The organism is Shewanella sp. 0m-8, from assembly GCF_052977265.1.
Genome location: NZ_JBRIMB010000022.1, coordinates 1 through 13219 on the forward strand (window position 1 = coordinate 1; position 13219 = coordinate 13219).

Below are 13219 nucleotides of genomic sequence, written 5' to 3' on the forward strand. Positions count from 1 at the left end.
CATGATTATACGCCTATCCTTGACTCTTTTTAGAGTACAGTTTGATAAGCAGTTACACAAAGTTAGTTACAGTCTCTTTACTGATGTTTTAAGCGGCAAGGCTTTTTGTCATTTATGGCACCTAACATATATAGTCTCTTAATCAACTTTAGCCACCACCTTACTGCAACACAGTCCTCAACACTCTCTTTAACACTGTCTTTAACACTGTCTTTAGCACTGTCCTCAACATTGTCTTTAACACTGCCTTCAACATAGTCTTTAACATAGATAGTCTTCAACATTGGCTGTAATAGTATTACAGCAACCTCAGACTAAAACCGAGCAAGCATCCAAGCTCGTCATATAGCACGTCTATCCATTCGTCCTATGTCGGCATTAACTTGGTACCTAAGTCCGTTATTTCGCTCTTGTTGCGAGTATAATGGCGCCTGGCTTCATCTTATTCAAAAAGTGTCGACTTATAGGGCTATGTTCAGCTGCTCTTTACTTACCTCGATGACTCGATGTTGCTTATTGAGCTGATTATTTAACCCTGCTATAGCAGCGTTATGCATTTAATTAGATTTATATTGAGGTTTGTTTTGTCTGCTTTTTATCATAGTTGCCGCTATTTCTTTATCCCTCTTCTATTCACTGCGCTGGCTCTGATGATGAGTGAGATCTATCAAGCTCAGCTGCAGGTTTGGCAAGGGAGGATTGAACAACTTCCTTTTTGGTTGCTACCAGCTGGAGTTGTGATTGCACTGCAATTTAACCGAAGTCGCTTAGCGTATCTGGCGCTGTTAATGCTGGCTTACTATCTGTGTTCGTCGGGTGTTTTCTTTGGCAAGCTAGCAGTGAGTCAGCATTCGGATCTGCTGTTGCTGGGGGGAGCGTTCACCATCACCTGGTTTGCTTTCATTAAAGACAGGGGGCTTTTTTCTCCACATAGCTTGGTGAGAGGGCTTGGGATAATACTGAGCTTTTTGGTTGCTTTCGTTTGGATCTGGGCTAACACACAATTTAATACGGAGCTGGACTCTTATCTTATTGAACCCTTGAATGTAGATATTCGCATACAGTCCCCATTGTATCTCTGCGTCGCGTTAGTGTTTATTCGTGGGGTTTGGCAGGCAAACTTAGTTAACACCTCCATCTTCATCACCTTGGTGCTTTGGGCTATACACTTTATTTCGCCAGCATTACTGCCGCAGTCTATTTCGATGACGGCATTAGCCACTATTTACATTTTGACAGTTCTGACCGACTCTTATTTTTTAGCCTATCGCGATGAACTGACTGGGCTTGCCTCGCGTCGCGCGCTATATAATTTAGTGCTTTCACTTGGCCGTAAATACAGTGTTGCGATGCTGGATATCGATCACTTTAAGAAGTTCAACGACACCTATGGCCACGATGTGGGTGATCAGGTGTTGAAGTTAGTCTCGAGTAAAATCGGCGGCGTTCGCGGTGGTGGCAAGGCTTTCCGTTACGGTGGTGAGGAGTTCACCATTGTCTTCCCTCGTAAAGACGCATCATCGACGCTTGATTACCTTGAAGAGGTGCGCGAGGCGATAGAAGAATATGATATCGTGCTGCGAGATGAGAAGCGTAAGAGCCAATCAAAAGCCACACGTGGCAAGGCTCTGCAAAAAACGAAGACGGTGAGTGTCACCATCTCTATTGGTGTTGCTGAGCACGAAAGCGGTGAAAACTTTGATCAAACCATGAAGCGAGCTGACGTTGCCCTATATAAAGCGAAGAAGAAAGGCCGCAATCAGGTTTGTACTTAATAAGCTGTTATAGCAAGGTATTGAGGCTGAGCGTAATGGTGACCAGCGTATTCGATACCTAGCAATACGAATAAGGCTCACGTAAACGGTGAGCCTTATTGTTTTCAGTTGATAAGGTATTTACTATTCAACTTTTAGCGTCGACAGGTCCTCATTTAGCTCATTCACCACACTCTGTAGTTTGTCGCTGACTAAGTCCACTTCACTTGCGAGCGCTAATAATTCATCAGCTGAGTCACTGATGTGAGTGATTTTCTCGCTGATCTCCACGCTGACGGCAGATTGTTGCTCTGCCGCTGTCGCGACTTGGAGCACACTGGAATTAATCTGATTAATTCTTTCAGTGACTTCACTTAACTGTTGATAGCTTTGTTGAGTTTCATCGGCGGTTCGGTTAACTCGTTGCTGACTGGCATCTATCTGCTCAACTGCAAGGCTAACATCGTGCTGTAAGCTATTAATCAAGCTGTCTATTTCAGTGGTGGATGCCTGAGTTCGCCCAGCTAAAGTGCGTACTTCATCAGCCACAACCGCAAAACCACGTCCCTGTTCACCGGCTCGCGCAGCCTCTATCGCGGCGTTCAATGCCAATAAATTGGTTTGTTCGGCAATACTTCGAATGGTTTCTAATATGGTATTGATATTATGACTTTGCTGAGAAACTCGCGCGATTTGCTCAGATGCAACGCTCATCTCGCCAGCGAGTGCATTAATTTCATTAGTCGTGTTTTCGACACTGCCATGAGTGTTCTTCAAAAATTCAAATGCTTCCCCTGCGCCGTTAGAGACATCGGTGGCTAAATTTGCCACTTCATTTGACGTGGTCGACATCTCTTCTACAGCAGCGGCTATACTGCTGGTGGCGAGCTTCTGGTTCTCAGTGGCGACTCGGGTCGCTAGGGCGGTTTTAGACAGTTCGGTTGCTTCTTGAGTTAATTGTTTCGACTGGCCTTTTATCGATAACACCATCAACTTGAGTTTTTCTGCAAACGCGTTAAAGCCACTTGCCATGGTGATGAGCTCTTTATGGCTTTCTATATCAAGAGTTTGCGTTAAATCACCATCACTCTTAGATAGGCTATCGAACTTTTGCGCCATCTGTGACATGGGCTTCACAAAACTGTTAACAAACAGATATAACAGCACCATAGCCAGACCTAGTGCAATCAGCGAGTAAGTGACCATTTTTACTGCTGTTGCTTCTGTTGCTTGCTTCATTTGCGTTATCAAGGTTTGGCTATCAGCCAGTGCCACAGCTTTAGGTTGGCGGATGACTAATGTCCACTCGGTATTAGAGGCGCTAATATTGATTTTTGCTACTGTGGTCAGATAGTCAGGGTTGTTTACCTTTGCAGTCTGTAACTCTTTTGCCAGTTGTGTGTCGGCCTCGGTCAGTGGGCGGTTCAACTGTTTGCTGTGATTAGAGCTGGCCACTAAGCGCTGCTGCTCACTTAATAGATTGACTTGTGCTTGCGGGAGATCGGCGGCGATTGCCACAATCATTTTTTGTAATAGGGGTAAGTTTATATCTACTCCGACTAAGCCTCTAAACTGACCTCCGGCTGTCACGGGGGCCGCTAAGGTGGTCATTAGAACTTTTTCTCCGCCCTCTAGCTCATACCAGTAAGGCTCTATAGTACAGGGCTTGCCGGTCTTTTTACTGCATAAATACCACTCGGCTTCTCGCTGGCCAAACTCATCTCTGGTATCTAGGTACTTTTCATCTGGATCGTCGACAGGATAAAAAGCTAACTCTCCATCTTCTCTCACCCAATAGATTTCAAGCGTGCCTTGATCAGAACTATGGGTTAAATCTCCTTTAAATTGGCTATCAATTTGATCATAGCCATTGGGTTCAAACTGGCTGTATATGGCACTCACCTGAGAGTTAGCGTTGAGGAATTGTCGGTTAAGCGACTTAACCTGAACTCGGGAGAATACATTGCCATCGGCATGTGATGAACTACTGGCTAATAGCTCAGCTAAGGTTAGCGGCACCATAAATGCACCGTTTAAACGACTTTCAATAATGACGGCTGATTTGGCGGCAATTTCATCCAGTTTAGCTTGAGTAATGCGCTGTAAACTATCTGCCGACAACTGCTGTGACTCCGTAGCCGTCGTCTGCATTGACGTAATGCCGACCCAAGTAATAAGGAGTAATGACAACACTATTATTAAGGCAGTCGTTAGTAACAGTTTTATTTTAAGAGAAGACTTCTGCATTCTAAACACGCTCTACAACTTTCAATAAACCGCATATTAAATGTTTGTTACTGGATGGTAAATGGCGGTTGTGGCTAATGGTGACTTGTATCGCTTTTGTTTTGTTGGTGTTTTTGTGATTAGAGTTGCTTATACCTTGATAGATTAAAATTTGAATACACTTTTTACCGAGTGATAGTTATAGCGTAATAGTTACAGGATGAGCGTTAATAGGCGTATTTGAGGCTATTTAATTGGATATGACTTGGCGGATTTAATGACTATTTGAAATGTCTTTATATATCGATTTTAAGAAATAAATCAGATTCAAAGCGTATTATGTTTCTAACTAGTAAAAAGAGTGTTCTATCGTAGTATCTTTGTCAAAAAATATCGCTACTATTGGCACCAAGATATATATGGTTAACTTAATACAAGGAGTATTTATGTCCCTTAGCCATCAGCAGAAAGTGTACATTCCCAAGGGCGTTCGAGCCAATCAGTACATTACTGCAGAGATCATAGTAACAGATGCGTTGCTAGCTCATTTTCCGGATTACAAAACATGTTACGAGTCTCTTAGTCGCACTATTTTTACGTTAGGGGAGCAAGAGGAGCTATATAACCTTCATGTGATCACTAACGATAAGTTACCTGTGGTGCGTTTTCATGCTGAAGCATATTGCTTTCCAACCGAAGAGCAGATCATATTCTTCTACAATCCTGAATATCATGAAGCGCAAAGCCTTCATAGTAAAGATGATTACCGAGCAAGAAAAATTAGGATTGTATTCTTGGCTACGGGTGACGAAATTCGCAGTAACTCTGCTAATTTCCATATTAAGGTGCAGACCTTCCTTGCCAAATTGATGCCTCAGTTACCAGAGCAAAATCTAAAAATCAAAATTCGCGATCATCAGCACCTTTCATATGATCTGTTCGCTAAAGCGAAAGGCAACAAAGAGAGTTATGGTTATAAGCTACGCTCAATCAGCGATAGGTATAGAGCAAGACAATGCCCGCTTCCAGAGGATCACGGTTCATTATGCCATGTTACGGTCAAACTACCGTTAAGCCGTAAGCTTAAGCAGGCCATATTACCAGAACCGACCAATGACTTTACGCCTCTGTATCAGAAGCTTGAGGATGTATTTATTCAGGCGGCTTCAGCCAAACAGCTTAAACGAATTGCCATGGTTGCAAATGGGCTAACCCCGCTTGTGCGTAACAGTAAATTCGATCTAGTTGATGGCACTGACGAAGTGCAAATGCTTGGTTTTGACCCTAATATCGAAGAGCAGCAGTTTATTCGTCATTGGGACGGTAGCCGCTTAGTCGAAATGGTTAGCTTTACGATTGCCGCTGGCGTTAATGATTGTAAAGATGGCGCACTTGGGCGCTACTTGAACCGAGTTGAAGATGCGCTAAGGAGCCTCACGTCTGAATTGGCGTTAGACAAATCTCGTGATGAGCTGATTGTGCGATTCCACCAACATATTAGTTATCAAGCACCTGAGCAGCTGCTGAGCTGATCTTTTGCTGAGCCGGTCTTATTGCTGATATAGTAAAACACGCTTAAATCCTGGCGTGATATGTTGAGTCTTGTGTACCTAAATGGTGTCATTATCTATGGTAGGCAAGGCTCTTTACATCGGGTTACCACAGCGGCAATACAGATTGATGATCTAAAAAGATTATTGATCTAAATAGAGGCTGGTGCTTCTCTTAAAGTGGGGGAGGGCTTAAGAGCGTTATTGATGACTTTGAACTTGCGTAACGAGTCTTACTAATGAGTGGTCGAAAAGTTACCGATAAGCTGGTTATTGCCATTGATGATCTTACCTTGGCAGGTTTCATCACAATAGATAAAGTCTATATTTCTATCTACGACATTGCCCTTGACGAGAACATGACGTAATAGTACATCACCATTTAGCTGGTGGATTAGTGCATTCCAAGAAATGTTATCTTTAAAAATATTAAAATTTACTCTCATTTATTACCTTTTTTTGTTTGTTTTAGTGTGTGCTGATTTCTTTTTAGATTGGTGAAACCAAAATCGTTTTGGACCCGATGTACGAGACATAGTTAACCTTTTTGAAAAATGACTTAACAATAAGCAAAACTTAAAATAAGTCTTATTTTTTTATTTAATTTGTATTTATAAGAATATAACGAAGTGATTCAGAAACGTAATGACATATACAACAAGCAGATGATTGAAATGTTAATGTTTTCGCAGATACAGTATAAATTTGGATTAAAGTTTTTTGTTGAAGTTGATTTTTAACGTCAGTGTTATTGGCGTTAGTTTTAAATGACGTAAATGGTATAAAACCATTTACGTCAACTTACGAAGTTACAGCGCGCTTACGTTAGCTGCTTGCAGGCCTTTTTGACCTTGCTCTACTTCGAAAGATACTTTTTGGCCTTCAGCCAAAGTCTTGAAGCCGTCAGAAGTGATTGCACGGAAGTGAACGAATACGTCAGCGCCGCCATTGTCTTGAGTAATGAAACCAAAACCTTTCTCTTCGTTAAACCATTTTACGATACCAGTTGTATTAGACATTATGTGTCCCTTAATATTAAATTAATAAAAATTGTCGCAGTATGCGGTGCACTGAAAAATTGAATTATTTAATGTGATGATGAATATAAGGGAAAACTGAGGATAACAACAATAACGAAGGAATTCTGAGATTTTACTTTTTACTTATTTTTCATTAATCACTCTCAATAGCAGAGCGAGGTAGATACTACGCGATAATTGAGCGTTGTCCATACTTATTTTTAACTTTCTACTTATATCAATAAAATTATCATAAAAAATGGCAACGTTTCTCATACTGTAGACGGAGCCTTTTCAGGTGATGGGCAAGCCGCAAAGCGCTAAGCTTGCTTTGGATGCGCTTAGATAAGTTCTGAAGATATGGCAGTTAAATGCATCTCGAGTTCATCTTCAGTTGAGGGCAATGAATTTAACTCAAACGTCAGTGGTTTACTGCCATTAAGCATGAACACTGAGTGGGTACCATGATCGTAGTGAAACCATTTGCCGTTGACGCATAAGTCGGTATAACAATTTGGTAGTAGCTCCATAGGGTACCTCTATATTGTAGGTTTAATGATGATAAGCGGCTGTTTAACATCGCAATGTCACGATGGTGTGAGCTCTGTGAGATAAACTTAAGCGCTGCCTGTGATCTTGCTCACCTTTATATGACCTGAAAAAGCGTAGGCGGTTATTGATCTACATCAAACGCAAGATAAATAGCGGTTTTGTTTTTCAATTGTGGCGATATAAATCACTGAGTTTTGCGTTAGGTTAGTGTCTTTTTGAAAGATAGTATGGAGTCAGTTGGTTGTAGCGATAGTTACTTTTGTTTGGTTGGCATTACCTGTTCATTGCTAAGCGCATTGTTGAAGAGCACTCGTAAGAATTGTTGCAAGAGCAGTTACAAGCGCAGCACTTGAGTTTTTGATTCAGGGCTGAAAAAATAGCTTAGTCGTTAATGACCTTGCCTCTGAAGCGCTAAATTCTCGCTGAGCGATTACATCTTTATACTAATTGATATTAATACTTAAGGTCCCTCGAAACACCACCATGAAACATGAGATTACTATCTCGCTTCCCTCGCTCATCCATCGAATTGGCCGCGAAGCGGTAAAGCAAGCACAAGCCGTTGCTAAACAATTTACTTGTGAGCTTAAGCGTGTGCGCCGTTCTCGAAACTGGGGGATAAGCGGTGATGCTATGCAAATCCAGGCCTTTAGTCAGCAGCTAAAAACTGTGCAATTAAGCGCTGGTAGTAGCGAGTTTGCTTACCTTATTCGAAAAGTGGATACCGGCTTATTGAGCCATGCCGATAAGTTGGAGCCGTTAGCTGTAAAGCTCGCTCGTTTAATCACTCAAGATCCCAACATCACTTTAGCCGAGTTGATGCACATGACTGATTGCACCATGGCTGAGGCCAGAACCGCGCGTTTTGAGGCTGATATCTGGTAGACCGTGGGCATTTTTCTTTGCAAAATTCGCCTTTAAATTGTTCAGCAAAGCAGTTTGTAACTTTAAATATCTTCATTGAAAATAACGGCTTGCACTTGTTGTGGCAAGGGACTAGTCTACAAAAAATTTGGCGTGTATTTTTAATGTTAGTCAGTATAAAGATGCGTTCGCTTTAGACATGAATCAAAAATGAGGTTTACATGCTTAGCAGTAATATTTTCGATGGATTAACGCTAGACGATGTACTAAGTGAGCATCTTGCCGGGCTAGATAGTTATGATGAGCCTTATTTTATCTGTATCAAGCTAAATACCACGAGCGATAACGCGATAAAAATGTTGATCCCAGAGCTTGATCATCTGGATGACGATATTTATGCGTTTAGACTTGAAAAACACTTGTTATTACTCAGCCTTGAGTGCGAAGTTGACGAGATAAAGTCACTTGCAAACATGTTACTTGACGCCTTTGCTGCGAATAATGTTACCGCGCAAATCGCTGTTTTCCATCATAACTGCTTAGGCGCACCGATTGAGACCTTAAAGTGGTCGACTCAGTTGTTAGAAGTCCTAATTGATAAGTCGCCTAACGAGTCTATTGTCGAGTTCAACGACTTTTGCGACCGTGGAAATTGGCCTGGTTTGAGCGACTACATTGAAGGGCGTGAACCGGGGAGTGGCGCTGATTTAGGCTATAACTATGATGAAAAAGCCTATGATGAAGACGACGATGACTTTGATGACGATGACGATGAAAGCCATGATCGTTTTGATGAACATGGTTTTGATAAGGATGGTCTAGATGCCAATGGTTTTACTGCACTTATTCAGGCTATTTTAGATAAAGATGCCGCAGTGGTAGCCAAAATGATAGCTAATGAAGCTGACGTGAATCAGGGCGATTGGTACAAGAATAAACCGCTTAATCATGCGGTCCAAAAAAGTACGCTTGAGATTGTTAGCTTACTACTTGAGTCGGGTGCTAATCCTAATCAAGCGGGAAGTTATGGCACGCTAGCGCTTAATATCGCCAGCCAAAACGGTATGTTGTCAAAGATGCAGCTGCTGTTATCAAAGGGCGCAGATGTAAACGGCTTAGATGATGAAGGTGAAAGCGCGCTAATGGCCGCCGCCGGCAACAGCACTGCCGAGGTGGTAGCATTATTGCTGCAATCTGGCGCTGATTGTAATGCGCTGAGTGACGATGGTAACACTGCACTTATCCATGCTGTTATTGGTAACTATAATGAACGTACTGCGATTGTTGAGTTACTGCTTGCCAATGGTGCTGCTAAGACGATGCATCATCAGAATATTCATGACTCAAGCGCAATGGATTTGGCTATAGACCGTGAGCATCAAGACATTGTTGAAATGCTAAAGCAGGCGATGTAATAGTCGTTTTCGATATTGATAGGTTCAGTATGAACTAAAGGGATAAGCTTTACGGCTTATCCCTTTTTTATGAGGCAATAAACTGTAAACCAGACTGACGGTATATGCGTATTTAACCCAGTAAAGGCCAATCAGAGCCTTCATCACTGCAACCAAAGCAAGTGGTTGCAGTGTTATTAGCGCTGTGACTACCAAAGCTTTTCAAGGGTTATTTATGTCTTTATCAAAACATCTTTTCGTTTTTAATCATTTGGTTGCTAACGGCACAAAACGTGATGATAAATATCATTTAGATGGCTTAACGGCTTGGCATGATATTGATGGTTATACCTGTTATTTAGGCTATCAAGACTTAGTGATGACGCTGTTGTTTCACGGCCGTTTTGCTTACGAGTATCAAAAGCGGCTGACCTACAATGAGTTCAATTCGCTTATAGAAAAACGCTTTAGGCAGCTCAACTCCCCGCAATAGCTTATATTTTAGCTCGCCATTTGGTTAGCAAGAGTAATCTGTAACGCTCACCTGTGCGTATTAGTGTTTATTAGCGCTGTGGGGTGATTTTGCCAGCGACTGAGTGTAGGGAATTTGATATTGAGTAATAATCCGTTGGCATCAAAAATCTGCTTAGTCTGTGAAAGACCATTTAGCTGGCGCAAGAAATGGCGTAAAGACTGGCAGCAGGTTAAGTATTGCTCTAAGCGCTGCGCAGGGCAAAAGCAGAGCTTAAAAAACAAAGATGCTCTGCAGTAAAGGAATGATGTATGAATCAACATAATCAGCAATTCACCACTTTACGGTTGATCTTAGGCGATCAGCTCAACGCCGCTCACTCATGGTATCAGCAGCAAGATGATAAGACCTTGTATGTGATTGCCGAACTGCATCAAGAGACTGATTATGCCAAGCATCATGTGCAAAAAGAGTGTGCTTTTTTTGCTGCGATGCAGGCCTTTGCAAAAGCCTTACAACAAGCAGGGCACCTGGTGCTGCACCTTACTCTTGATGACACTGCACAGTATCCGAACTTACCAGCGCTTTTAGCTGCGTTAATTAACCAGAATAAAATCAATGAGTTTCAGTATCAATTACCTGATGAATATCGGCTGCGTCAGCAGTTGTCGCAGTTTGCTGCTTCGCTTGAGATTACCAGTCTCGCGTTTGAAACCGAGCACTTTTATTTGGCAGATGCCGAACTTCGTGATTATTTTACCGCAGATAAAAAGCATCGCTTAGAGCACTTTTACCGCAAGCTGCGCCGCCGTTTTAATCTATTAATGCAAGGTGATGAACCCGCTGGTGGCCAGTGGAATTATGATGCTGATAATCGGCAGAAGCTTAAAAAAACGACTTTGACGCTGTGCCAGCGCCGCTGATGTTTGCTAACGATGTCAGCGCCATATTGCGTAGGCTAGAGCGCCATCATGTCACCACTATTGGTGCAGCTCACAAAGAGCTGTTGTGGCCGATTACACGCAAACAAGCTAATGAACTATTGCAGTTTTTTTGTCGTCACTGTTTAGTCAATTTTGGTCGCTTCCAAGATGCGATGACTCATGAGTTAGATATGACCGCAGCGCCTGCCATGGGCGAGTTAGCGCTAGCACCCGGTTCAGACGCCAAAGTCGAACAAGTCACGACTGCAGAATACAAAAAACAGTGGAGCCTGTATCACTCGCGGTTGTCGTTTGCGCTCAATGCCAAAATGTTAAGCCCACAACAAGTGATAGACACTGCCATTGGCTATTTTGAGCAAAGTGATGGCGCCATCACCTTGGCGCAAATTGAAGGTTTTGTTCGGCAAATTCTAGGTTGGCGCGAGTTTGTAAGGGGCGTGTATTGGGCCAATATGCCAGATTACGCCAGTCTTAATCACCTTGCTGCTAATCGTCAGTTGCCAAGCTGGTTTTGGGATGGCGACACTAAAATGAACTGTATGCAGCACGCGATTAAACAATCCCTCGATTATGCCTACGCCCACCATATTCAGCGTTTAATGGTTACTGGAAACTTTTGCTTAATCGCCGGTATCGATCCTGATGAAGTGGACGCTTGGTATCTTGGCATTTATATCGACGCTATCGAGTGGGTAGAGATGCCGAATACCCGTGGCATGAGTCAATTTGCCGATGGCGGCATTGTGGGCTCTAAAGCTTATGCCGCGAGCGGTAACTACATCAATAAAATGAGTGATTACTGCAGTGGTTGCCAGTACGAGGTTAAACAAAGTCATAGCGATAATGCTTGCCCACTTAATGCGCTGTATTGGCATTTTTTGCAGCAGCATATTGATGACTTCAGCGCTAATCCACGCACACGTATGGTTTACGCCAATTGGCTGAAAAAGCCAGAGCAAACACAGCAACTTATTTTACAGCGGGCTAAGCATTTACTCGCCCTTATCGACAATTTATAAGGATATTGATAATGAAACATATTGGGTTTGACGACATTGAGCAGATGGAGCAACGCGTGCGCGCACGCTTGATTAATAGTTTATCAGGATTTAAAAGTGCCAATTTAGTCGCAACGATAAGTGAAGACGGACATAACAATGTGGCGATAATTAGCTCGTGTTTTCATCTCGGCGCTAGCCCAGCACTGATGGGGATGGTTATTCGTCCCGATAGCGTACCGCGCGATACGTTAAGCAATATTGAGCAAATGGGCTGCTATACCATTAACCATGTGTCAGCCAATATTTATCGTCAGGCACATCAGACTTCAGCGCGTTATGCCGCAGAGGTGTCAGAATTCGATAAAGTCGGTCTATCAGCTGAATTTGTTGCTGGTATTGAGGCGCCTTTTGTTGCGCAAAGTCAGCTTAAATTCTCGCTTGACCTACGAGAGATAATGCCACTGGCAATTAACGGTACTATCTTAGTGATAGGCGAAATCACTCATATTATGGTGGATGAGTCAGGCCTAAAAGACGATGGCTATATTGATATTGAAGCGCTGGAAAGTGTTGCGGTATCAGGGCTTGATAGCTATCACCAAACACAAAGGTTGGCACGTTTAAGTTATGCCAAGCCAGATAAAGCCTTGGTAACGCTGCCGATAGATGGCCATTAATCGCCAGTTCTTTTAGCTAAAGGTCTTTAATCGTGAAGTTATTAGATAGCCTTTGGTTAACCAGCCATCACAAGTCGAGTTATCAAGTAGCTTGAATAAATAGCTTTAACAAACAGCTTAGAGACTATTTGCAGTTTTATATTGAGGGCTTTGCGGTTGTACAGAGTGAGCTTTAATTAGCGCTAGCTTAACTAAACTTGATCTACATCAGCACAAAAAAACATCGTGTCGCCATAATCATACATTGTTTAGTGTAAAAGGTTTATTGCCAAGAGCTTCATTGCAAACAGCTGATTACAAGAGGCTGATTGTAAGGAGCGACGTGGTGTCAGATAGTCAAGTCACAGACCAAAAGCTAATCTTAATTCTTAAAACCTGTATCGGAATTGGGTTATGTTTAATCTTGCTTGGGATTTACCTGCATAACTTCAACGACACCATCCACGCTATGGGCGTAACCGGGATTATCATTAGCGCCGTTTGCGTGGCCTTTGGTATGGCGCTGTCACTGCCGACGAAAATGTACCTCACGTTTATCTTAGTTAAGCGCGAGGCCGATAAGAATCAATAAGCTTTGGGAAGCAAAAAACTCGATGAGCACGCAGCTTGATACTGATTGACAATGCTTATTCTAGATGTCAGTGCTGTGAATCTGAGCTTTTGTGTAATTAACCCAAGACTAATGCGCCAAAAACACCGATAATTCCCCCAATTCGTTTATTTGGCCTCAGGGCTGATACCCAGTCTGGGTCCACAATTAAGCTAG

Annotated in this window: 12 protein-coding genes and 1 pseudogene; 9 read left to right on the plus strand and 4 right to left on the minus strand. The window is 42.6% G+C overall.

What is annotated here, in order from left to right:
* Positions 1 to 653: 653 nt before the first annotated feature.
* Positions 654 to 1775 carry a GGDEF domain-containing protein gene (locus ACVBIO_RS11940; protein ID WP_447172699.1) on the plus strand — a complete coding sequence of 374 codons (1122 nt, stop codon included), beginning with the start codon at positions 654 to 656 and terminating at the stop codon, positions 1773 to 1775.
* Between the two features lie 123 nt (positions 1776 to 1898).
* On the opposite strand, the gene ACVBIO_RS11945 is transcribed toward ACVBIO_RS11940, so the two are convergent.
* A complete protein-coding gene (locus tag ACVBIO_RS11945) occupies positions 1899 to 3905 on the minus strand; it encodes a methyl-accepting chemotaxis protein (RefSeq protein WP_447172700.1) in 2007 nt (668 codons plus the stop codon).
* A gap of 521 nt (positions 3906 to 4426) precedes the next feature.
* On the opposite strand from ACVBIO_RS11945, the gene ACVBIO_RS11950 reads away from it, so the two are divergent.
* A complete protein-coding gene (locus ACVBIO_RS11950) occupies positions 4427 to 5512 on the plus strand; it encodes a DUF3083 family protein (RefSeq protein WP_447172701.1) in 1086 nt (361 codons plus the stop codon).
* 254 nt (positions 5513 to 5766) lie between these two features.
* Here ACVBIO_RS11950 and ACVBIO_RS11955 read toward each other — a convergent pair whose 3' ends face one another.
* From ACVBIO_RS11955 to ACVBIO_RS11965, 3 genes are all read right to left on the minus strand, one after another.
* Complete coding sequence (locus tag ACVBIO_RS11955; protein ID WP_447170437.1) at positions 5767 to 5976, minus strand: hypothetical protein; 210 nt, start codon at positions 5974 to 5976, stop codon at positions 5767 to 5769.
* Positions 5977 to 6339: 363 nt separating this feature from the next.
* Complete coding sequence (cspE, locus tag ACVBIO_RS11960; RefSeq protein ID WP_447160685.1) at positions 6340 to 6549, minus strand: transcription antiterminator/RNA stability regulator CspE; 210 nt, start codon at positions 6547 to 6549, stop codon at positions 6340 to 6342.
* A gap of 341 nt (positions 6550 to 6890) precedes the next feature.
* Positions 6891 to 7079: a hypothetical protein gene (locus ACVBIO_RS11965; protein WP_447160686.1), complete on the minus strand. Its 189-nt coding sequence runs from the start codon at positions 7077 to 7079 to the stop codon at positions 6891 to 6893.
* 505 nt (positions 7080 to 7584) lie between these two features.
* Here ACVBIO_RS11965 and ACVBIO_RS11970 point away from each other — a divergent pair.
* The 7 genes and pseudogenes from ACVBIO_RS11970 to ACVBIO_RS12000 all read left to right on the plus strand — a co-directional run bounded on the left by ACVBIO_RS11970 (position 7585) and on the right by ACVBIO_RS12000 (position 13024).
* Positions 7585 to 7986 carry a ribosome recycling factor family protein gene (locus tag ACVBIO_RS11970; RefSeq protein ID WP_447170112.1) on the plus strand — a complete coding sequence of 134 codons (402 nt, stop codon included), beginning with the start codon at positions 7585 to 7587 and terminating at the stop codon, positions 7984 to 7986.
* A 200-nt stretch (positions 7987 to 8186) separates the two neighbouring features.
* On the plus strand, positions 8187 to 9380 hold the full coding sequence (locus ACVBIO_RS11975) for an ankyrin repeat domain-containing protein (RefSeq protein ID WP_447172702.1): 1194 nt from the start codon (positions 8187 to 8189) through the stop codon (positions 9378 to 9380).
* 214 nt (positions 9381 to 9594) lie between these two features.
* The gene (locus ACVBIO_RS11980) at positions 9595 to 9852 is read left to right on the plus strand and encodes a DUF3081 family protein (protein ID WP_447163985.1); all 258 of its coding nucleotides are present in this window, start codon (positions 9595 to 9597) and stop codon (positions 9850 to 9852) included.
* Between the two features lie 120 nt (positions 9853 to 9972).
* Positions 9973 to 10131, plus strand: a complete 159-nt coding sequence (locus ACVBIO_RS11985) for a DUF2256 domain-containing protein (protein WP_442530498.1) — start codon at positions 9973 to 9975, stop codon at positions 10129 to 10131.
* An 11-nt stretch (positions 10132 to 10142) separates the two neighbouring features.
* A pseudogene (locus ACVBIO_RS11990) lies at positions 10143 to 11794 on the plus strand (cryptochrome/photolyase family protein).
* Positions 11795 to 11805: 11 nt separating this feature from the next.
* Entirely contained in the window at positions 11806 to 12453 is a 648-nt protein-coding gene (locus ACVBIO_RS11995) for a flavin reductase family protein (protein WP_447172703.1), read from the plus strand.
* 325 nt (positions 12454 to 12778) lie between these two features.
* Positions 12779 to 13024 (plus strand): hypothetical protein, encoded by a 246-nt coding sequence (locus ACVBIO_RS12000; protein ID WP_447172704.1) that lies wholly within the window; start codon positions 12779 to 12781, stop codon positions 13022 to 13024.
* Positions 13025 to 13219 lie beyond the last annotated feature (195 nt).

Excerpts from the sequence above, each read along its gene's own strand:
- cspE (WP_447160685.1), bottom strand. The coding sequence starts at position 6,549 with ATGTCTAATACAACTGGTATCGTAAAATGGTTTAACGAAGAGAAAGGT.
- ACVBIO_RS11940 (WP_447172699.1), top strand. The coding sequence starts at position 654 with ATGAGTGAGATCTATCAAGCTCAGCTGCAGGTTTGGCAAGGGAGGATT.
- ACVBIO_RS11965 (WP_447160686.1), bottom strand. The coding sequence starts at position 7,079 with ATGGAGCTACTACCAAATTGTTATACCGACTTATGCGTCAACGGCAAA.
- ACVBIO_RS11980 (WP_447163985.1), top strand. The coding sequence starts at position 9,595 with ATGTCTTTATCAAAACATCTTTTCGTTTTTAATCATTTGGTTGCTAAC.
- ACVBIO_RS11955 (WP_447170437.1), bottom strand. The coding sequence starts at position 5,976 with ATGAGAGTAAATTTTAATATTTTTAAAGATAACATTTCTTGGAATGCA.
- ACVBIO_RS11970 (WP_447170112.1), top strand. The coding sequence starts at position 7,585 with ATGAAACATGAGATTACTATCTCGCTTCCCTCGCTCATCCATCGAATT.
- ACVBIO_RS11950 (WP_447172701.1), top strand. The coding sequence starts at position 4,427 with ATGTCCCTTAGCCATCAGCAGAAAGTGTACATTCCCAAGGGCGTTCGA.
- ACVBIO_RS11945 (WP_447172700.1), bottom strand. The coding sequence starts at position 3,905 with ATGCAGACGACGGCTACGGAGTCACAGCAGTTGTCGGCAGATAGTTTA.
- ACVBIO_RS11975 (WP_447172702.1), top strand. The coding sequence starts at position 8,187 with ATGCTTAGCAGTAATATTTTCGATGGATTAACGCTAGACGATGTACTA.
- ACVBIO_RS11995 (WP_447172703.1), top strand. The coding sequence starts at position 11,806 with ATGAAACATATTGGGTTTGACGACATTGAGCAGATGGAGCAACGCGTG.